Origin of the sequence: Cystobacter fuscus (assembly GCF_044360685.1) — a bacterium.
In the GTDB taxonomy this organism is placed as follows: Bacteria; Myxococcota; Myxococcia; order Myxococcales; family Myxococcaceae; genus Cystobacter; species Cystobacter fuscus_C.
Window position 1 is genome coordinate 10,967,114 of the sequence record NZ_CP043491.1, and the last position, 20,099, is coordinate 10,987,212.

The 20,099-nt window shown below is 70.0% G+C and carries 13 protein-coding genes; 6 read left to right on the top strand and 7 right to left on the bottom strand.

Annotation, left to right across the window (positions count from 1 at the left end; translation table 11 throughout):
* Positions 1 to 50 precede the first annotated feature (50 nt).
* Both F0U63_RS44845 and F0U63_RS44850 read right to left on the bottom strand, forming a co-directional pair.
* Positions 51 to 1,019, bottom strand: coding sequence for a zinc-binding dehydrogenase (locus tag F0U63_RS44845; RefSeq protein ID WP_395840901.1), 969 nt, complete (start codon positions 1,017 to 1,019; stop codon positions 51 to 53).
* Positions 1,020 to 1,045: 26 nt separating this feature from the next.
* Positions 1,046 to 1,933, bottom strand: coding sequence for a beta-xylosidase (locus F0U63_RS44850; RefSeq protein WP_395840904.1), 888 nt, complete (start codon positions 1,931 to 1,933; stop codon positions 1,046 to 1,048).
* 177 nt (positions 1,934 to 2,110) lie between these two features.
* On the opposite strand from F0U63_RS44850, the gene F0U63_RS44855 reads away from it, so the two are divergent.
* A complete protein-coding gene (locus tag F0U63_RS44855) occupies positions 2,111 to 3,412 on the top strand; it encodes an inositol-3-phosphate synthase (protein WP_395840906.1) in 1,302 nt (433 codons plus the stop codon).
* Between the two features lie 14 nt (positions 3,413 to 3,426).
* Here the strand turns inward: F0U63_RS44855 and F0U63_RS44860 are convergent, their stop codons facing one another.
* A complete protein-coding gene (locus F0U63_RS44860; RefSeq protein ID WP_395840909.1) occupies positions 3,427 to 4,494 on the bottom strand; it encodes a glycosyltransferase family 4 protein in 1,068 nt (355 codons plus the stop codon).
* Positions 4,495 to 4,816: 322 nt separating this feature from the next.
* Entirely contained in the window at positions 4,817 to 5,755 is a 939-nt protein-coding gene (locus F0U63_RS44865) for a glutathione S-transferase family protein (protein WP_395840911.1), read from the bottom strand.
* Between the two features lie 103 nt (positions 5,756 to 5,858).
* Here F0U63_RS44865 and F0U63_RS44870 point away from each other — a divergent pair, with 103 nt between their 5' ends.
* The gene (locus tag F0U63_RS44870; protein ID WP_395840913.1) at positions 5,859 to 7,295 is read left to right on the top strand and encodes an MFS transporter; all 1,437 of its coding nucleotides are present in this window, start codon (positions 5,859 to 5,861) and stop codon (positions 7,293 to 7,295) included.
* A 20-nt stretch (positions 7,296 to 7,315) separates the two neighbouring features.
* Here the strand turns inward: F0U63_RS44870 and F0U63_RS44875 are convergent, their stop codons facing one another.
* Positions 7,316 to 10,138 (bottom strand): TIGR02266 family protein, encoded by a 2,823-nt coding sequence (locus tag F0U63_RS44875; RefSeq protein ID WP_395840915.1) that lies wholly within the window; start codon positions 10,136 to 10,138, stop codon positions 7,316 to 7,318.
* Positions 10,139 to 10,259: 121 nt separating this feature from the next.
* Complete coding sequence (locus tag F0U63_RS44880) at positions 10,260 to 11,621, bottom strand: hypothetical protein (protein WP_395840917.1); 1,362 nt, start codon at positions 11,619 to 11,621, stop codon at positions 10,260 to 10,262.
* Between the two features lie 277 nt (positions 11,622 to 11,898).
* Between F0U63_RS44880 and F0U63_RS44885 the strand changes: the two genes are divergently transcribed.
* The 4 genes from F0U63_RS44885 (at position 11,899) to F0U63_RS44900 (ending at position 17,442) form a co-directional block, all read left to right on the top strand.
* Positions 11,899 to 12,930: an AAA family ATPase gene (locus F0U63_RS44885; RefSeq protein ID WP_395840919.1), complete on the top strand. Its 1,032-nt coding sequence runs from the start codon at positions 11,899 to 11,901 to the stop codon at positions 12,928 to 12,930.
* 9 nt (positions 12,931 to 12,939) lie between these two features.
* Positions 12,940 to 13,818: a DUF58 domain-containing protein gene (locus F0U63_RS44890; RefSeq protein ID WP_395840922.1), complete on the top strand. Its 879-nt coding sequence runs from the start codon at positions 12,940 to 12,942 to the stop codon at positions 13,816 to 13,818.
* Positions 13,815 to 15,911 carry a BatA domain-containing protein gene (locus F0U63_RS44895; protein WP_395840925.1) on the top strand — a complete coding sequence of 699 codons (2,097 nt, stop codon included), beginning with the start codon at positions 13,815 to 13,817 and terminating at the stop codon, positions 15,909 to 15,911. Before F0U63_RS44890 ends, F0U63_RS44895 begins: the two co-directional genes overlap by 4 nt.
* Positions 15,912 to 16,053: 142 nt before the next feature.
* The gene (locus F0U63_RS44900; RefSeq protein ID WP_395840927.1) at positions 16,054 to 17,442 is read left to right on the top strand and encodes a chitosanase; all 1,389 of its coding nucleotides are present in this window, start codon (positions 16,054 to 16,056) and stop codon (positions 17,440 to 17,442) included.
* Positions 17,443 to 17,535: 93 nt separating this feature from the next.
* Here F0U63_RS44900 and F0U63_RS44905 read toward each other — a convergent pair whose 3' ends face one another.
* Positions 17,536 to 19,839: a hypothetical protein gene (locus F0U63_RS44905; protein WP_395840929.1), complete on the bottom strand. Its 2,304-nt coding sequence runs from the start codon at positions 19,837 to 19,839 to the stop codon at positions 17,536 to 17,538.
* Positions 19,840 to 20,099 lie beyond the last annotated feature (260 nt).

A 20,099-nucleotide genomic window follows, 5' to 3' on the forward strand; every position in this document is an offset into this window, starting at 1 on the left:
GAGAAAGCCCAGCCTCGGACGGAGCACGGTTCGCTGTATGGGATGTCCCTTCATACGGTGATGAGCGCCTTGAGGAAGCCCTCGGGACGGGTACGCATCGTCTCGAAGGCGAGGTTGAGTTCATCCAGCCCGAAGCGGTGGGTGAAGAGCGGGAAGGGATCCAGCCGGCCCGCGGCGACCTCGTCCACGGCGAGCCGGATGCCCTCCACGTAGACCTTGGGATCGCGCTCGTGCGCGTTGACGACGTCCAGGCCCCGCCAGTTCCACAGTTGCATGTTCACCTGGCGCGGTCCGTCCTGGTGGTAGCCTGCGATGATGAGCTTGCCGCGCTCGCGCGTGAGCTCGCCGGCGAGCGCCAGCGGCCACTGCTCGCCCACCACCTCGATGACCCGGTCGCAGAAGGTGCCCTGGGTGAGCGACTTCACGCGCTCGATGATCTTGGCGTGGTCATCCATGGGAATGCACTCGGCGGCGCCGTACAGGCGCGCCAGCTCGAGTGCGTAGGGCCGGCGGGTGATGGCGAGCACGCGCGCCCCGGCGTTCGTCGCCAGCCGTGTCACCAGCGCTCCGAGAAAGCCAATGCCGAGGATGGCCACCGTCTGTCCGGCCTGAATGTCCGCGCGGCGGAAGATGTTCATGGCACAGCCCAGCGGCTCGCCCGGGAAGGGCTTGCCCGCGAGCGCCGGAGGCAGCAGCACCGCCGCGTCCGTGCCCACCACGTCGTATTCGGCATACGCGGCCGAGGACAGGGCCGCCACGCGCTGGCCCACCTGGAAGCCCGTCACGCCACTGCCCACCGCGTCCACCACGCCCCAGCCCTCATGACCCGGGGCGCCCGGCTGCATGGGATAGCGGAACCACTCACGCCCTTCCCAGACGGGGAGGTTGGAACCACACACCCCACAGCCCTCGAGCTTCACCCGCAGGGTGCCCGGCCCCGGCTCGGGCCGCGCCACGCGCTGAACCCGGGCGCCCCTGGGCCCCGCGAGCACCGCCGCATCCATTGTCGCGCTCGACATTCCCACCTCCATACCGTCGTTGCCTCCTACTTCGCGTAACGGCGCGTCATGCGCGCGCAGAACTCGGCGAACTCCTCGACCTGTTGGGGCGGACTCGTGTGGTGATCGTTGATGCCGCGCGAGCCCGGGGTGAAGCAATACGTCAGCGTCACATCGAAGTCGTCGAGCACGCTCATCTGCCGGTCGAACCAGGCCTCCGCGTTGGGCCGGTGGCTGTCCGCCCAGCTCAGGCCCGTGCGCAGCTTCTTGACGCCCAGCTTCTTGAGCCACGCCACCGCGTCCTCCAGCCGGGGATCCTCGAAGTGGAACCACTGGCAGATGCCCAGCTGGGGCGTGTAGTCCGCCAGGTGGCGCAGCGCGCGCTTGGGCGTGCCGTCCTCCGTGAGAAGCCCCATGTAGAAGTGCCGGTAGTACGACGAGCCCTCGGCCTCGCGGTGGCGCGTGGTCGCCGGCCACGCCTTCGGCAGATCATAGAGGCTGTACCAGAACACCCGGTCCACCTGGCCGAGCAGCAGCTCCGCGGTGCGCCGCAGGCCGAACTCCTGCACCTCCTCGGCACCAAAGGTGGAGACGCCCACCTCGGTCACCCAGACGGGGTGGCGCGAGGCGGCTCGCACCTCGGCGATGCGCTCGGGCCACTCGTGGATCTGCCAGTGATTCCAATCGAGTGGAAAGCCATGCACCGCCACGACATCCACCTCGTCCAGCGCGCCCAGGTCGGACATCCGGCGGAGGAAGGGGACATCAATGGGAGACATGCCCCCGAGGACCCGGGTGAGCAATGGATTCTCCGCTCGCACCGCCGCTCCGGCGAGGCGCACCATGCGCGAGAAGATGCTCCAATCCTTGTCGATCCCGAAGTCCCAGTGGGACATGTTGTTGGGCTCGTTCCACAACTTGATGGCTTCGATCATTGGAAGCGCCAGGATTCGCACGAAGCGCGAGAAGTGACGCGAGACATTCCACGAACAGACCACTACAGGACACCTCGGAAGTCACCCGGTCGACATGACCTCGCAGGACACCCTCTCCATGCCATGGTGGTGTGTACATGGTCCGCCAGCCGCCGCGGACCACACCTCGAGGAACAGATGAAACGATCGACCTCCCTTCCTCCCCCTGGAGGAAAACTCGCCGTCCTGCTGCCAGGAATGGGCGCCGTGGCCAGCACGTTCATCGCGGGCGTCCTGCTGGCCCGCCGGGGCCTGGGACTGCCGGTGGGCTCGCTCACGCAGATGGGCGGCCTGCGCGTGGGCGGCGAGCAGGTGCGCTTGAGCCAATATCTGCCATTGGCCCGCCTGGACCAGCTCGTCTTCGGTGGCTGGGACATCTTCCCCGAGAATGCCCATGAAGCGGCCCTCCATTCCAAGGTGCTGGAGCCCGCGCAGCTCGAGCCCGTGCGCGCGGAGCTGGAAGCCATCCGGCCCATGAAGGGCGTCTTCCATCCTCAATACGTGAAGCGGCTGCACGGCACGCACGTGAAGACGGGCGCGACCAAGGCGGATCTGGTGGAGCAGGTGCGCCAGGACATCCGTGCCTTCCTGCGTGACAAGGATTGCACCCGCGCGGTGGCCATCTGGTGCGGCTCCACCGAGACCTATGTCGCGGCCGATCTGGTGCACGCCTCCCGCCGCGCCTTCGAGGCCGGGCTGCTCAAGAACGATCCCTCCATCACCAATTCGCAGCTCTACGCCTGGGCCTGCATCCAGGAAGGGGTGGCCTTCGCCAATGGCTCACCCAACCTCGCGGTGGACTTCCCCGCCGCCGCCGAGCTCGCGCGCCACCACGAGGTGGCGCTCGCCGGCAAGGACTTCAAGACGGGTCAGACCCTGATGAAGACCGTCATCGCCCCCGCCCTCAAGGCCCGCATGCTCGGGGTGCGCGGATGGTTCTCCACCAACATCCTCGGCAACCGCGATGGCGAGGTGCTCGACGATCCCGAGTCCTTCCGCTCCAAGGAGCTCACCAAGCGCGGCGTGCTCGAGGAGATCCTCCAGACGGGCGACCACCCGGAGCTCTACGGAGACCTCTTCCACAAGGTGCGCATCGAGTACTACCCGCCGCGGGGCGACGCCAAGGAGGGCTGGGACAACATCGATCTCTTCGGCTGGCTGGGCTACCCCATGCAGATGAAGCTCGACTTCCTGTGCCGCGACTCCATCCTCGCGGCGCCCATCGTGCTCGACCTGGCGCTGCTGATGGACCTGGCGCAGCGCGCGGGCCGCATCGGCACGCAGGACTGGCTCGGCTTCTACTTCAAGAGCCCCATGACGGATCCGGGCCGCGCCGCCGAGCATGAGCTCTTCCTGCAGGAGCGGCGGCTCAAGAACACCCTGCGCGCGATGATGGGGGACGAGGCCCGGGGCCCGTCCAGCACCGAGAGCGACGGCTGAGCCCGCCCCTCGCGTCAGCCCGCGCGCAAGAGCCGCGCCCAGGAGTCCACGGGCTGCACGCGCAGCGTGGCGTAGAGCTCCAGGTACGCCTCCGCCATGCGGCGGGGCGAGAAGGTGAGCGCCCGGGTGCGGGCCCGGTGGGCCCGGCATTCGCGCTCGGTGGGGTGGGACATCAACCAGCGCAGGGCCTGCGCGAGCCCCTCCACGTCATCCGGATGGACGAAGAGCGCGGCGTCTCCCCACACCTCGCGCAGGCTCGGAAGGTCTCCGAGCACCAGCGCGCACCCGGCGAGCGCGGCCTCCAGCACGGACAGCCCGAAGGGCTCGTAGCGCGCGGGCAGCGCGAACACGGCCGCCCGGGACATCCACCCGGCGAGTTCCTCCTCCGACAGCACCCCCAGCGACTCCGCCTGAATGGTGCGAGGCGCCTGCCCCGCGATGCGCACCGGCACGGAGAGCCTCGGCGCGATGGCCTCCAGCGCCTCCAGATTCTTGGTGCCGTCCCACACCCGGCATGAGGAGAACACGAAGGGCTCCTTCGCATCCGGGAGGAAGGCCTCCGCGCGCCGCGCGGGGGGAATGACGCGCGAGGAGAGAAAGGGGCCATGGTGCCGCTCGACGGAGGCGAGCAGGGCGGAGGTGGGCGCCACCACGCACCCCGCCGCGCGCAGGCCCCGCGTCGTCTCCCACCAGTGATGCGCACAGCGCTCGGGCGAGCGCTCTCCCGGGAGGGCCTCGCCCCACGACAGGGGACACGTGCGCGCCACCACCAGCGTCGGTGCCTTCCAGGCCAGCTCTCCATGGCTGGCGATATGGAGGTGGACGATGTCGGGGGCGAGTTGCTCCTCCAACTCCAGCAGCCACGCCTCCCACACCTCCGCCTGGCAGGGGCTCTCGTGGAGGACGAGGCCGGGCACGTCCCGCGCCTCCATCTCCCGGGCGGTGGACAGGGGTCCTCCCAGCAGCGCCAGGTCCACCCGCACGCCCCGGGCCGCCAATGCCCGGCACAGCTCCAGCGAGTCCGTCCACACTCCGCTCACCGCGTCCGTGGTCATCAACACCCGCTGGACCGGCGGGGTCATGGAGTTCCGTGACTGCTCCCTCATGGGACTCGAGGGTCCGCCTGTTTCCGGGCTCCGGCGCGGCATGGTGCCTCCCATCGGACACGCGCCCCCCACCCCCCGCGCGGCCCGGGTTCAAGGTCCAGGAGCCGATCACGGGGCGAGGGCTCCAGCACCTCGCGAAAACAGTAACCACGGCGATTCCCGATGTGGCGTGGAATCGGCGCCTTTCCTTCGTTCCGAGGAGCGTCTGGCGGTGGGAGTCACTGCCATCACCCTCGGGGGCAGGAGGAGCCGGCGATGTCGGCGGGAGGACAGACGGGCGCCTCCCGCGGTGGGTGGCTCACTCCGCCGCGCGCACCTGGAAGCCGAGGCGCGGGAAGTGGACGACCAGTTCGCCCGCGCGCGCATCGGTGCGCCGGATGGCGAGCTCGTTCGGACGCGACAGCACGAACTCGCCTTCCACCGGATCCTTGCCGTAGTCCGTGGCCGACACCTTCACGCGCGCGCCCTTCGCCAGCCCCTGCTGCTCCACGAAGGGCTCGTCGGCGAGGGGCTCGGGCCGGCCGCGCGCGGCGATCGCGATGGCCTCCGTGCTCGACAGTTGCTCGGGCGCGCCCTGGCCGAACGTCTGGAAGCGATCGAGGAAGCCCTTCACGTGTGGGGACTCGTCGAGGATGCCCGAGACCGCCTTCACCTGCTGGACGAACCAGAGGCAGTGGTAGACGGAGAAGTCGGCGAGGCTCGGGGCCTGGCCGAACAGCCACGGCCGGCCATCCGCCAGCCGCGCGTCGAGCTGCTGGAGGTACAGGCGCAGCGCCCCCGTGGCCTCCTGGGGATTCATGCCCGGCGAGCTGGCGCCAGCGCTCAGGGCGGCGCGATCGGCCAGGAAGGCCTTGATGTGCTCCGGGGGCAGGTTGCCGAAGAGGCTGTGCACGCCCGCGGGCTGGAAGATGTGGCCCACGGCGGCGGCGAACAGCGAGGAGTCCGCCCACTGCGCCACGAGGCGCCCCAGCCCCGCGGACTCGGGCGGGTGGAGCGTGGGCGTGGGCGCGAGCCGCTCCAGCACGTCCGCGATGAGCGCCGAGTCGCAGTAGATGTCCGAGCCGATCTGCAGGAAGGGCGTCTTGCGGTAGCCGCCCGTGAGCGCCACCACGTCGGGCTTGGGCATGATGACGGGGATGACCACCGAGGACCAGCGCAGCCCCTTGAAGCCGAGGATGGCGCGGATCTTCTCGGAGAAGGGCGAGCTCGGGTAGTGGTGGAGGATGAGCTGGGGCACGTGGACTCCTGGTGAAGAGGGAGCGGCCATCTGAGCGATCGCCTCCAAGCCCGTCAACACGGTGGGCGTGACAGGTCCGGGGGCTGGGAGCATAAGGACAGTCGTGACACCTCCCCCGCCGTCCACCGAGGCCCCGCGCCCCTCCTCCACGACTGGCTCCCGGCTGGCCTCCCTCGCGGTGGCCAGCGCGCTGTTCATGGAGTTCATCGACTCCACGGCGCTGTCCACCGCGCTGCCTGCTCTGTCCACGGCGTTCGGCAGCGATCCGGTGCACCTGAAGCTGGCCCTGACGTCCTACATCCTCGCGCTGGCGGTGGTCGCGCCGGCGAGCGGGTGGATCGCCGACCGCTACGGGCCCCGGCGCGTGTTCATGACGGCCATGGGGGTGTTCCTCGTGGGCTCGGTGCTCTGTGGCTTCTCGCGCTCACTGGCCGAGCTCGTCGTCTTCCGCACGCTCCAGGGAGTCGGAGGCGCGCTGATGGTGCCGGTGGGCCGGCTCATCGTCGTGAGCTCGGCGCCGCGCGAGCGGCTGGTGTCGGCGATGAGCTGGTTCACCATGCCCGCGCTGGTCGGTCCGCTGGTGGGGCCGCCCCTGGCCGGCTTCATCCTGAAGATCGCGGACTGGCCGTGGATCTTCTTCATCAACGTGCCGGTGGGACTGCTCGGCATGCTCGCGGTGCTGCGCTTCGTGCCGCCCCTGCACCAGCCGTATCCGGGCCGGTTCGACAGGAAGGGCTTCCTCCTGGCGGCCACCGCCATCACCTCGCTGGTGGGCGCGTCCGAGGTGGTGGGCATGGGGCTGGTGCCGGTGGCCGTGCAGCTCGGCCTGTGGGGGCTCGCGTTCGGGTTCATCGCGGCCTACATCCGCCATGCCCTGCGGGTGGAGCGGCCGGTGCTCAACGTGCGGCTGGTGCGCTACGACACCTTCCGGGCGAGCCTCATCGGCGGCACCGTGGTGCGGGTGGGCCTGGGCGCCACGCCCTTCCTGCTGCCGCTGCTGTTCCAGGTGGGGCTCGGGTGGGGGCCGCTGGAGACGGGACTGGTGACGGTGGGCACGGCGGTGGGGGCCATGGCGTGCAAGCCCGTGGCGCCCGGCATCATCCGCCGGTTCGGCTTCCGCTCCACCCTGATCTTCTCCAACCTCGTCACCGCCGCGCTCACGGCCCTGCCCGCCTTCTTCCGGGGCTGGACGCCGGTGGCGCTCATGGTCGTGGTGCTGGCGGTGGGCGGCTTCATGCGCTCCATGCAGTTCACCGCCCTCAACACCGTGGCCTACGCGGACATCCCCCAGGGCACGGTGAGCAACGCCTCCACGCTGTCGGTGGTGACGCAGCAGATGGGGCTCAGCCTGGGCATCAGCTTCGGCGGGTTGATGCTGCACCTGGCGCGCGGTGACGCCGAGGGGGTCATCACCCCGAGCCAGTTCATCCTCCCCTTCGTCGGCGTGGGCGTGGTGACGGCACTCGCCGGGCCGCTCTTCCGGCGCATGTCCCCCGAGGCCGGCGCCAGCATCCAGGGACGGCGCCGCATGGCCGCGTAGAGCGCCGCGCGGCGCCCTCCTCAGCTCTTGCCCACCACCTTCTTGAGGAAGCCCCAGAAGCGGCCCGAGCGCTCCTTGAGCTCCTGGCCCCGCCGCTCCTCGGCCGCCCGCGCCGCGTCCTTGGCCACGCCCAGCCGCTGCCGCAGCTCCTCGGGCGTGTAGCGCGTGGCCAGCGTGGCCTTCATCTCCTTGCGCGTCGAGTACTCCTGCGCGTTGACGTGCAGCACGCATTCGGAGTCCAGCCGCAGCGTCACCGCCACGCGCACCGAGCCCTTGGGCCCCTTGGGCAGGCCCTCCAGCCGCGCCGTGCCCAGGTACTCGTTGGCGGAGATGTGCGCGTCCTCGCCCTGGAAGATGGACAGCTCCATGACCTCCTCGTCATCCTTCGTGGTGGAGATGGCGAAGGAGCGCTGCGCGGGCAGGGGCGTGTTGCGCTCGATGACGCGCGTGAAGGCACCACCGGGCATGGCCACGCCGATCGTCATGGGTAGCACGTCGATGAGCACCACGCTGCTCACCCGGTCCACCGCGCTGGAGTAGAGCGCCGCGCCCAGGGCCACGGCCTCGTCCGTGTTGACGCCCGCGTGCGGCGCCCGGCCGAGCACCTCCTTGAGCTTCTCGCGCACCAGCGGCATGCGGCTCTGCCCGCCCACCAGCAGGATGTCGTCGATGTCCGAGGGGCGCAGCTTCGCGTCCAGGAGCACGTCGCCCACCACGTCCAGCGTGCGCATCACCAGCGGCATGCACACCTTCTCCATCTCCGCGCGCGTGAGGGTGATGTGCATGTCCCGGGGCCGCCCGGCCTCGTCCACCATGAGCATGGGGATGTGGACCTCGTAGGAGTTGGACTCGGAGAGCGCCACCTTGGCGCGCTCGGCCGCGTCCGACACCCGCGACAGCGCCACCCGGTCTCCCTGGAAGCTCACCTTCTCCTGCTGCTGGAAGCGCTCGAGCAAGAGGTCCACCAGCACGTTGTCGAAGTCCATGCCGCCCAGGAAGATGTTGCCGCCGGTGGCCAGCACCTCGAACACGTTCTTGTCGATGCGCAGCACGGTGGCGTCGAAGGTGCCGCCACCCAGGTCATACACGAGCACCCGCTTGGCCATGTCCCGGTTGAGCCCGTACGCCAGCGCCGCCGCGGTGGGCTCGTTGAGGATGCGCTCCACCTTGATGCCCGCCAGCCACCCCGAGCGGCGCACCGCCTCGCGCTGCGGCTCCGAGTAGTACGCGGGCACCGTCACCACCGCGCGCTCCACCTTCGTGCCCAGGTGCTGCTCGGCCAATTCCTTGCACTCGCGCAGGATGATGCCCTGCACCTCCTCGAGCGACAGCACGTGCTCGCCCATGCGCACCGCCGCCCGGCCACGCGCGTCGGGGAGGATCTCGTAGTGGAAGCGCTCGCGCACCTGGTTCACCACGGCGCTGTCGTAGGGACGCCCCACCATGCGCTTGGCGCCGTAGATGGTGTGCTCCGGGCGCAGCAGCACCTGGCTCTTGGCGCGGTGGCTCACCAGCAGCTTGCTCTGCGTGGACAGCGACACCACCGAGGGGATGGTGTTGTAGCCCTCGCGCGAGCGCAGCACCGTGGGCTTGTTGTTCTGCATCACCGCCACGCACGTGTTGGTGGTGCCCAGGTCGATGCCGATGACGGGGCCCTTGCCCTCGATGCTCGTGGGCGGCGTGAGGAAGACGGTGAGCACCTGCCCCGGGGTTGTCTTCGGCTCGAGCGGCAGGGCCTGGGGCTTGAAGGGCGAGGGCGCGGGCCCGACCACCGGCACCACCGTGGAGGGGCGCGCGGGTGTCGGAACCGCGGAAGGAGGCGGCGCGGCGGGTGCTCTCGCGGCAGGCGGTGGCGCGGCGGGTGCTCTCGCGGCAGGCGGTGGCGCGGCGGGCGCTCTCGCGGGAGGAGGCGGCGCGGGCGCTTTCGCCGCGGGCCGCTGGGATTGCCCCGCCACCGGCCGCGCCAGCTCGAGCGGCTCGTCGTCGTCGGAGGACTCCAGCTCCAGTTCCACCGCGCTGCCCCGCTGGGCGGGCGCCGCGGGCGCGGGAGTGGCCGGAGCCGGAGCGGCCGCCGGAGGAGAGCCGCGAGGCTTGAGCGGAGGCCCGGAGCTGGCCGCCGCCGAGAGATCCTCCAGGTCGAACTCCCGGAGGCTCCCGGACGATCCGGCGCCCGGCTCGGACTCCTCCGTCTGGGAGCTCGGGGGCGTGAAGGCGAGCAGCTCGTCGAGCGACATGTCGACGGCGTTGACGGGGGCCGTGACGGGGGGAGGCGGCGGGGGAACAGCGGGCGGCGGCGCGACGGGAGCGGGCGTCCGGGTGGGAGCCACCGCGGGACGCGTCCCCGCGGGAGTCTTCGCGGGCGTCACGGCGGGAATGCCCTGCCGGGAGGGCGCCCGGGGCACGGGAGCCACCGAGGGGATGAGCGGGGCCACGGAAGGGGCCGCGACGGGAGGCGGCGTGAGGCTGGGAGGAGCCTTCCCCGGCGCGGGCGCGCCCGCCTGCGCCGCGGCGTTCTTCACCTGCAACATCCGGTCGACGAGGGCCTGGGAGGCCTCATCCAGCTCCGTGAACTGGATGCCCATGCCGGCCGGCCCCGTCACGTCCTCGACGGGCCGCGACCAGCGCACCACCGCCGAGCCCTTGAGCATCCGCTGCCCATCCGCGATGCGGACCTCGAAGCGCACCGGCGTGCCCACCGGCTGCGGCTCGCGCGAGCGGATGAACATGCCCCCGGGGCTGATGTTGACGGCGTACTCCTGCACGAAGCTGACGACGCTCGTGTGCTTGAGTTTCACCAGCAGGCCCACGGCCTTGCGTTCCGAGGTGCGCCGACCCTGATCCATCCCATGGACTGTCGCGGGTCCGACTGCCTCGCTCAAGTGTTTCCGTCGGCCTCGCCTGCTCGAATGCCAGCCACCCCCCAAAGGGGACGCGCGGGGTGTACCCCCTGCTCCCACGCTTCTCTCACGGAGCGAGAAGCCGGAGGAAGGCCTCCTGGTCCCCGTTCACCGCGTCGCCATGGCGCTGGAGGCCCGTGACGCCGAGGCCATGGCCCGGGACGAAGTCCAATGCGGTGGCCACCACCGAGCAGTTGCCCTCGGCGCACTCACCGGGCGTGAGCACCTGCTCGTTCCGCTGCTCGCCCTCGGGCGAGTACTGGCTCAGGGTGTCGCCACACACGGCCGCCACCGAGCCCGCCCCGTCCAGCGTCACCACCGGAGCCGCCGGAGCCTGGCCACAGGGGAGCGCGCGGGCCCAGCGCTCCGCGCCCTCGGCCCCCGTGGAGAGGATGAAGGCGCCGGGACCGGACAGTCGGGAGTTCCCCCACGTCAGGTCGCCGGAGAACCCGCCCACGAGCACCGCCCCCCCCGCCGGGTCCACCTCCAGCCCGGAGACGTGCGCGTCCACGCCCCGCCACGCCTTGCCCCAGGCGAGGCGCCCCTCGCCATTGAAGGCAAGCAGGAGCAGGGACGGCTCCCCGGGAGCGCCGAAGCGCTGTCCGTCCACCGAGAGGACGCCCTCCAGGCGGCCCGCCAGCAGCCACTGCCCCGAGGACGTCCGCGCCGCCGCGCGCAGCTCGGTTCCCCGCGCCACCACGTCGAGCTGCCGCGTCCAGACGAAGGCGCCCTGGGCGTCATGGTGGGTGAGCACCGGGAGGAGGCCGTCTGGCGTCCACTCCTCGGCCGCGACGAAGACGCCTCCCGAGGCATCCGCCACCGTCGCGTACACCTTCTGTCCCGCGCGCCGCTGCCAGAGGGGCTCGCCCTCCGGGGAGAACTTCACCAGGAAGCCGTCCGAGGCCGCGCCCAGGCCGAAGTCGATGTCGTACAGGAAGGCGTTGCCCGACAGGAAGAGGTCCCCACCCGGCGAGGCCACCACCCGGGGAGCGTCCACGCGGTTGCGGGGAAACTCGCGCGTCCAGAGCCGCTGTCCCTCTGAATCATAGCGGGCCAGGGACAGGGCGAGCTGCTCCCCCTCGACGGGGGCGCGGCCCGCGTCCTGGCGCGGGGTGGACAGCCACACCAGGGAGAGATGACTGGAGCCATCCACGGCGAGCCCCGTGCCGAGGTCGTCCTGGGGCCCCCCCACCCGGTGGAACCAGGGCCGGGCCTGGGGAGCGGGGGCAGCCTCGGCGGGAGGCGTCGCGCCGGGGGCCGACGAGGTGATGGGACCCGCCTCCTGGGGAACCCGCTCCTCCGTCGAGGGGGCCTCGGACGCCTCCGCTCCGGCCTCCAGGCCACCACACCCGGCGGCGAAGGCGAGCCATGCGGCGGGCAGCAGCCGGTACCACGCACGGTGGGTGATTCCCTCGGACAGACGATGCATGAGCTTCCCTCCACCCGTTTCCCGGTCCGCGAGGACCCCAGGAGAAACGAACCGGTGGAAGGTAATGGGGTCATTCCCCTTGCCATCCCCCCCGTCCCGGCACCGTCCCAACCCCCCCGGAGGGCAGGGAGACAACCTGGGGGGAGGGGTTCCCGGGCGCGCCGGGTGGGAAAGGAATAGACCGTTCCCGGAAAGGTTGGCAGCCCACGTTCGAACCGCGGCCCCACGCGAAACCCTTGGTCCGCGTGCCTTCCCGCGATTAAGACGATCCTCCTCTATGGAAAGCGCCTCCCCGACCACCCCCTCCACCGCCCCGGCACCCACCAGCGAGGATCTCCAGGCCGTCGAGGAGCTCGCCCGGGCCAAGGCCCAGATCCAGGCCCAGATCGAGAAGCGCGTCGTGGGGCAGCGAGACGTGGTGGATCACCTGCTCATCGCGCTCTTCGCCCGCGGCCACTGCCTCTTCGTGGGCGTGCCGGGCCTGGCCAAGACGCTGCTCATCTCCACGCTGGCGGACGTGCTCAACCTGTCCTTCAACCGCATCCAGTTCACCCCGGACCTGATGCCGTCCGACATCACCGGCACGGACATCCTGGAGGAGGACAAGGCCACGGGGCACCGCGCCTTCCGCTTCCTGCAAGGGCCCCTGTTCGCCAACATCATCCTCGCGGACGAGGTGAACCGCACCCCGCCCAAGACGCAGGCCGCCCTGCTGCAGGCCATGCAGGAGTACCGCATCACCGCCGGGGGCCGCACCTACCCGCTGGAGCTGCCCTTCCTCGTCTTCGCCACGCAGAACCCCATCGAGCAGGAAGGCACCTACCCGCTGCCCGAGGCCCAGCTCGACCGCTTCATGTTCCTGGTGGACGTGGGCTACCCCACGGCCGAGGAAGAGGTGGAGATCGTCAAGGCCACCACGGGCGGCACGCCCCCGCCGCTGGAGAAGATCCTCTCGCCCGAGCGCATCCTCGCGCTGCAGGCCCTGGTGCGGCGCGTGCCGGTGCCCGACCACGTGGTGCGCTACGCGGTGGAGCTGGTGCGCCACACCCGCCCCAAGGAGCCGGGCGTGCCGGACTTCATCCAGAAGAACGTGTCCTGGGGCGCGGGCCCTCGCGCCAGCCAGTACCTGGTGCTCGCGGCCAAGGCGCGCGCCATCCTCTCGGGGCGCTTCGTCGCCTCGGTGGAGGACGTGAAGGCGGTGGCCCGGCCGGTGCTGCGCCACCGCGTGCTGCCCAACTTCACCGCCGAGAGCGAGGGCATGACGTCGGTGAAGCTGGTGGATCAGCTCGTCTCGCTGGTGAAGGGATAGCGGCCCGGAATGTTGCTGGACGCCCAGACACTCTCGCGGCTGCAGGGCGTGAAGCTGCGCGCCCGCGCGGTGATGGAGGGGGTGCTGTCCGGCCTCCACAAGAGCCCGCACCAGGGCCAGAGCGTGGAGTTCGCCGAGCACAAGGAGTACGCCCCCGGCGACGAGCTGCGCCACCTGGACTGGAAGGCCTACGGCAAGTTCGACAAGTACTACGTCAAGCGCTTCGAGCACGAGACGAACCTGCGCTCGGTGATGGTGGTGGATGCCTCCGCCTCCATGGGCTACCAGAGCACCGCCCTGTCCAAGCTGGAGGTGGCCAAGACGCTCGCGGGCGCGCTGTGCTACCTGCTCGTGCGCCAGCAGGACGCCGCCGGCCTGGCCGTCATGACCGAGGGGCGCTTCCGCGACGTGCCCCCGCGCGCCTCCGCCGGCCACCTCAACGTGCTCCTGGATGCCCTGGAGGAGGCCAGCGCCAAGGGCGGCACCCAGCTCGTGTCCGCCGCGGACCACCTGGCCGAGGTGCTCCCGCGCCGCTCCTCCGTCGTCATCCTCTCGGACTTCCTCGACGAGGACCCGACGGCGCTCAAGCGGATACTCGCGCTGCGCCAGCGCAAGAACGACGTGGCGGTGTTCCACCTGGTGGACCCCGCCGAGCTGACGTTCCCCTTCGATGACCCCACGCTCTTCCTCGACATGGAGGGCGAGGGCCGCGTCGAGGTGAACCCCCGCGAAATCAAGGAGAGCTACCTGGAGGAGTTCGGCGCGTTCCTCAACGGGGTGAAGGCGGCCTGCGCGGAGGCGGACGTGGACTACGAGCTGGTGCGCACCGACGAGCGGCTGGACGAAGTGTTGCTGCGCTTCCTCGGCAAGCGCGGGAGGCGGCGGTGACCTTCGCGCACCCCTGGATGTTGCTCGGCGCGCTGGCGGCGCTCATCCCGCTGCTCGTGCACCTCTTCGATCGGCGCCGGCCCCGGCCCCACCCCTTCGGGCCCATGGCCTTCGTGCTGCGCAGCCAGAAGCGCACCGCGAGCCGGCTCAAGCTCAAGCGGCTGCTGCTCTACGCGCTGCGCACCCTCATCCTGCTCGCCCTGCCCATCGCGCTCGCCATGCCGGAGTTCCGGCGGGACGCGGACGCGGCCGTGACGGTGAAGGGCCCGGCGGCCACGGCCATCGTGCTGGACGCGTCGCTCTCCATGCGCTGGTCGGATGGCACCTCGCTCTTCGAGCGCGCCCGGGACGAGGCGCGCGACGCGCTGGCGGACCTGCGCCCCGAGGAGCCCGCGACGGTGCTGGTGTGCACGCACGCGCCCGAGGCGCCCGTGGCCCCGGCCTTCGACAGAGGCCGGCTGCGGCAGCTCATCGACGAGGCCCGCCCCACGTACGCCGCGGCGGACCTGTCGCGCTGCCTGGATCTGGCGGCGCGCGCGCTGGAGGAGAGCCCGCTGGCGGGCAAGCGGCTCGTGGTGGTGTCGGACCTGACGGCGGGCTCGCTGCGGCTCGAGTCCCCGGCGCCCACGGTGAAGGGCCCCACGGGCGAGGCGGTGCGGCCCGAGGTGGTGCTGCGCGACGCGGGCCGGGACGCCCTGCCCAACCACGCGCTGGTGGACCTGAAGGTGGAGCCCGCGCTGCAGGCCGGCCCCCGCGCCTTCCAGTTCACCTTCACGGTGAAGAACCACTCGGACGCGCCCCTCAAGGACCTGGAGGCGGCGGTGCGGGTGGGAGACACCACGCTGGGCAAGGGCTTCGTGGACGTGCCCGCCCACGGCACGGCGCAGAAGTCGCTCACGGTGCGCTTCACCCAGGGCGGCACGCTCACCGGTGAAGTCACCCTCACGCCCGACGGGCTGGCCGAGGATGACCGGCGCGCCTTCGTGCTCGCGGTGCCCCGGCCCTTGAAGGCCCTGGTGGTGAACGGCGCGCCCAACGCCACGCGCTACCGGGACGAGGCCTTCTTCGTGGAAGCGGCGCTGTCGGCGCCGGGCTCGCCCGTGCAGGCGGTGGTGCGAGACACCGAGGCCGGCTGGCGCGAGGACCTCACCCCGTATGACCTGGTGCTCCTGTTGAACGTGACGGCGCCGGACCCGGCGGAGGCGGCGAAGCTGCGCACCTTCGTGGAGAACGGGGGCGGGCTGTTCGTGAGCATGGGCGACCACGTGGACCCGGAGGCGTACAACACGCGCCTGGGCGCGCTGCTGCCCCGCCCGCTGCGGCTGGTGCGCACGAGCGTGGAGCGCGATGACCCCTCCGCCGAGGACAAGGCGGAGAAGCTCGCGCGGGTGACCACGGAGCACCCCCTCTTCGCGCCCTTCACCGGCCGCGCGGAGGAAGGACTCACGGGGGCGCATTTCTACCGGTACATGCTGCTGGAGGCCGAGGGCAGCGGTGCGACGGACGGCACCAACCAGGTGCTGGCGGCCTACCAGGATGGAGCCCCCTCGGTGGCGGTGGCGCGGCGGGGCAAGGGCCGCGTGGCGCTCTTCACCAGCACCGTGGACCGGGACTGGACCGACTTTCCCATCCGCACGAGCTTCCTGCCCCTCATGCAGCGCTTCGCCGCGTACCTCACCGGCTCCCTGGAGGAGCGCGAGGAGCAGCGCGTGCGCGTGGGCGAGACGCTCGCCCTTCGCCCCGAGGGCACCCAGACGGTATCCGCGGTGAAGGCGCCGGACGGCCAGGACGTGCCCTTCAAGCCGCAGCCCGATGGCACCGTGGTGGTGGGCCCCGTCGAGCAGCCCGGAACCTTCTCGGTGCTGGGCACGGACGGCAAACCCGTGCCCGCGCTCGCCTTCGCCTCGACGCTCGACCCCGCCGAGAGCGACCTGTCCCGGCTGCCCCAGGACACGCTCGCCGCCCACTTCGGCGAGGAGACCGTGAAGGCCTCGAGCGCCGACGCGGAACGTCCTCCCGTGCCCCTGTGGACGTGGCTCATCGTCGCCGCCGCGATCGCCTTCTTCCTCGAGGGCACCCTGCTGCGGAAGTAGCTCGGACTTTACGCGAATAAAATTCCCTTCGCGCAAATCGGGTAAATCGTGATGACGTAGCGTTCCCCGCGTCCAGGCCCTCGCCTGGAAACGTGCCTTCCACCCCAAGGAGGCCCAGCGCGGCAGGAAAGGAACGCCGATCATGAGCCATCATCGACACGGAACACCGCGTACGGGGGCCCGTCACCTGGCCCTCGTGGGACTGGCCGCCTCGCTCGCCGCCTGTGGCGGGATGGGCGAGGACTTCGCGCAAGAGGCGTCGGGAACGCTGAGCCAGGAGCTCGCGGCCTGTTCGTACTCCATCACGACGAACACCTACGACGGCCCGGACTACTGGGGGACGATCATCTTCAAGAACACGGGCGCGAGCGCCATGACGAGCCCGCGCATCGCCTTCACGGTCCCCAGCGGCGTGACGTGTGACCATGACGAGGCCGGCTGGACGCACACCCAGAGCGGCACGACGTGCACCTACTCCCGGACGTCGGCGCTGACGGTGGGGGTGAACGCGTCCTACACGTTCTACTACTCCACCACCTCCTCCACCTCGTTCACCGCCGGCAACGTGCAGATCAGCGACCCGAGCTGCGGTGGCACTGGCACGGATGGCGGCACGGGCACCGACGGCGGCACCGGCACCGACGGTGGTACGGGAACGGACGGTGGCACCGGCACGGATGGCGGCACGGGGATGACGGCCAACCAGAAGAAGGTGGCCGAGGGCATCACCAGCATCTGGGAGAACGACACCCCGGCGCTCGACTACGCGTACTCCGAGAACATCGGTGACGGCCGGGGCTACACGAGCGGGCGCGCGGGCTTCTGCACGGGCACGGGCGATGCCATCCAGGTCGTCCAGTGCTACCAGGCGCTGCGCAGCGCGAGCAATGGCAACCTCCTGGCCAAGTACATGCCGGGGCTGACCACCATCAACAATCGCTTCCTGTCGACCGGCCAGAGCCAGGCGTCGACGTCCGAGCTGGATGTCATCGGCAACTGGCGGAGTGATTGGGGCGCGAGCTACAACAACACCACCACCCGGGCGGACTTCAAGAGCTGCCAGGATCAGGTGAGCGACCGGCTGTATTACACGCCCGCGATGAACGAGGCCAGGAAGTGGGGCCTCACCACGGCGCTGTCCAAGGCCGCCTTCTACGACGCGTACATCAACCACGGCACGCTCGGGGAGTTCATCCGGGCGGCCAACAACGCCCTGGGCAATACCAGCCAGACGGCGCCCGCGGTGGGCCGCAATGGCATCACCGAGAGCGCCTTCCTGCAGAAGTTCCTCGAGAAGCGCCGGGACGTGCTCTACAACGACTCCACGTGGCGCGAGGCCGTGGACCGCGTCGCCCTCTACGAGAAGCTGCGCCGCCAGGGCAACTGGGACCTGTCCACCGCCGTCCGCAACGACGTGCGCGCCCGGGACTGCTGGGGCACCACCTACCCGAGCAGCGGCTACACCGTGCGGCAGATCAACCCGGATGGCACCTGGAGCACGCCGGGTAGCTATACCTACTCCTGCAACTAGTCTCCAAGACAGACGAATGCGGTGAGCACTCCCGGGCGCCTTTTCACGAGACGCCCGGGGAGAAGCCCCCTCACTCATGGAGTGAACATGATTCTACGCTCCAGAGTCCCCGGAATCGGGCTGAGAGCCAGCGTCTGCCGCCTCGGTCTGAGTTCCTACGTATCCAGCGTCGAGCTGGGTGCCAGCGTCCCCGTCCCCTGCGTCGATCCGAGCGCCAGCGTCTGCCGCCTCTTCCACCCCGGGTTCGGGAGCCGGTAGGGACCAGAGCAGCATATCGTCCTCCAGATCCAACAGGAGCCAGCGCCCATCCGGAGAGGCTGCGGAGAAGCCATCCGCGTGCACCGGTCGACCGACCGTCTGGAACGTCTTGCCATCCACGACCCGGAAGACGTCCCCCTCACGCAGCAGAAGCCGTCCCTTCGGCAGCCAGTGGCCCGAGCGAACCCCCTTGAATCGCTTCTCGACGGTGAACGTCCGGGTCTTTGGATCGAAGCGAGAGAGGATCCCCTCCCTCTCATCATCCTCCGGGTCGAACTCCCCGCTCACCGTGAACAACCGCTTGCCCTCCGCATCGAACGCCTCAGCCGACAGACTATCTCCCTCTGCCGTGCCAATCCTTTCGCCCGTGCTCAAGTCCCACAGCACGGGCTGCCCTTGGCCAACAACGAGCAATGGCAGCGTGGGATGGAGCACGATCATCGACGACTTGAGCGGCAACGACTTGAGCGGCAGTTGCACCACCTTCCGCTCGGGGCTCTCGGCCGTACCGAGGAAGTGCGCCTCCATTGTTTGGTTCGCTCCAAAGCCAGCCAGGATCGTGGCGTCCGCGTTGGTTGCGATAGGGTCGAGTCGGAGTTCCAACCGCGAGGTTTTCTCGCTCGCTTCTGCGTCCGGCAGATTCATCTCCACCAGCATCATGAACTCCCGGTACTGAACTGCCAAGGTGCGCCCGTCACGGCTGAGCACCACACCGTACACTTGCGTCCCGTTGGGAGTCGGTATGCTCCGTGCGCTCCGCACCAGTTCTCCGCTACGCATCGTCTCCACGTTCAACCAGTCCAGCCGGTCCTCGAAGATGGCGAGCAATTGATTGCTGTCCTCCGTGAAGAACAACCTGCGCAGTTGGACCTCGAGGCGAATGAGCCGGTCCCCCGTCTTCCCGTCATGATACTCGGGACGAACTCCCGGTTCCTCGAACCAGAGCGGGTCACCTTCTGGGACGGTCTGCTCCTCTGGGGTTTCCTGCTCGCCGTCCTCCCCCACGGGCTTGTCATTCCAATCGCGGAAGACCAGCTCGAACCGGGCGGGGTCCGTCCTCCGACGCTCACCGAAGTACTCGACCGCCTTGTCCCCGAGATAGGCGACCTTGGGATGGGCGAACGAGGGATCGAGCGACTTCAACCACTCCCCGTCATAGGCGCTCAGGACGCGCTTGAGAGCCTCGGCGAGCACCGGCGCGGTGCCATCCTCGAAGCGGCGGATCCAGAAGCCCACCTCCGTGGGGGAGGACTCCCCGGGGGCGATGCCGCACACGTAGGTGACCCGACGTTCGTAATACACCCAGGCGTAGAAGGAGCGTCTGTCTTTTGGATGATCCCACCAGGAACGATCCCACGCGTGTTCGGAGTGCCATCCACCGGGTTCGGCAGGCTCGTCATCCAGCCAGCGGCGCGTGGACTTGGACTTGAGCGCGGTGGTGAACTCGCGCTCGATTTCAGGGATGCGCGGAGCAACGAGCTCGGCGAGGCAGTCGTGGAGTTGCATCTCCACTCGGAGGCGACGGCGGAACACCGGGAAGATTTCGTCCGTCGTGGTGCCGAGCAGGGGAGTACCCGGCGGAAGGTAGGCAGCCTCGAGCAGTTCGCGCAGCAACTCTGGGTTGTACGCACGGCTCTTCTTGTCATGAATGGCGGCCCCCATCACCGCGCGCAGCCGGCTCAGCGGAGGCAATTCGCGGGCTACCGCCCAGTTGGCGGTACGAACCACCCCCCGGCGCACCAGGTGCATGCCCCGGTTCACCAGATGGATGAGGTGGGTGTCACGCCCGATATCCCGAGCACCGCCCGCCAGCGAGAAGATCGTGTCGGAGAGCAGTGGCAGGAGTTGGGTGCGCCGCTGCTGGACGAGTTGCAGGAGCTTCGCTTCCGCGTCGAGCCGGGCCTGGGCCTCGCCCATGCGGCGTCGAGCCTCCCCTGTGTGAGGATTGCCATGGGGGCTGTCTTCGGGATAGCGCGTGAGGAAGGCTTCGTAGGCGCGCACCCGCTCGATGTTCGCCGCGGGCTCATTGGCCGTGAGCCGCTGCCACTCGGCTTCCACTCCCTCCAGGTACTTCTCTCGCTCGGACTTGCAGCCAGCCAGCACGAGTGCCGCCACCACGACCCACCACCCGACCTTCATATCGCTCCATCTCCACGCTCGGGCCACACGCGCCCCTGAGAGAGCACCAGTCTACATGGAAGGCACGGGACGCAATTCCCACCATGGACGCCAAGGGGCCGACTCGCGATGGCGCAGGCGCATGGAACGAACCAGGACTGAGTTGTTGGACATCGCCTACGAGGCAGGCGGACCCGAGGATGGACCGGTGCGCCTGCTCCTGCATGGCTGGCCGGATGCCGTGCGCGGCTGGCGGCACGTCGCACCACGGCTCCACGCGG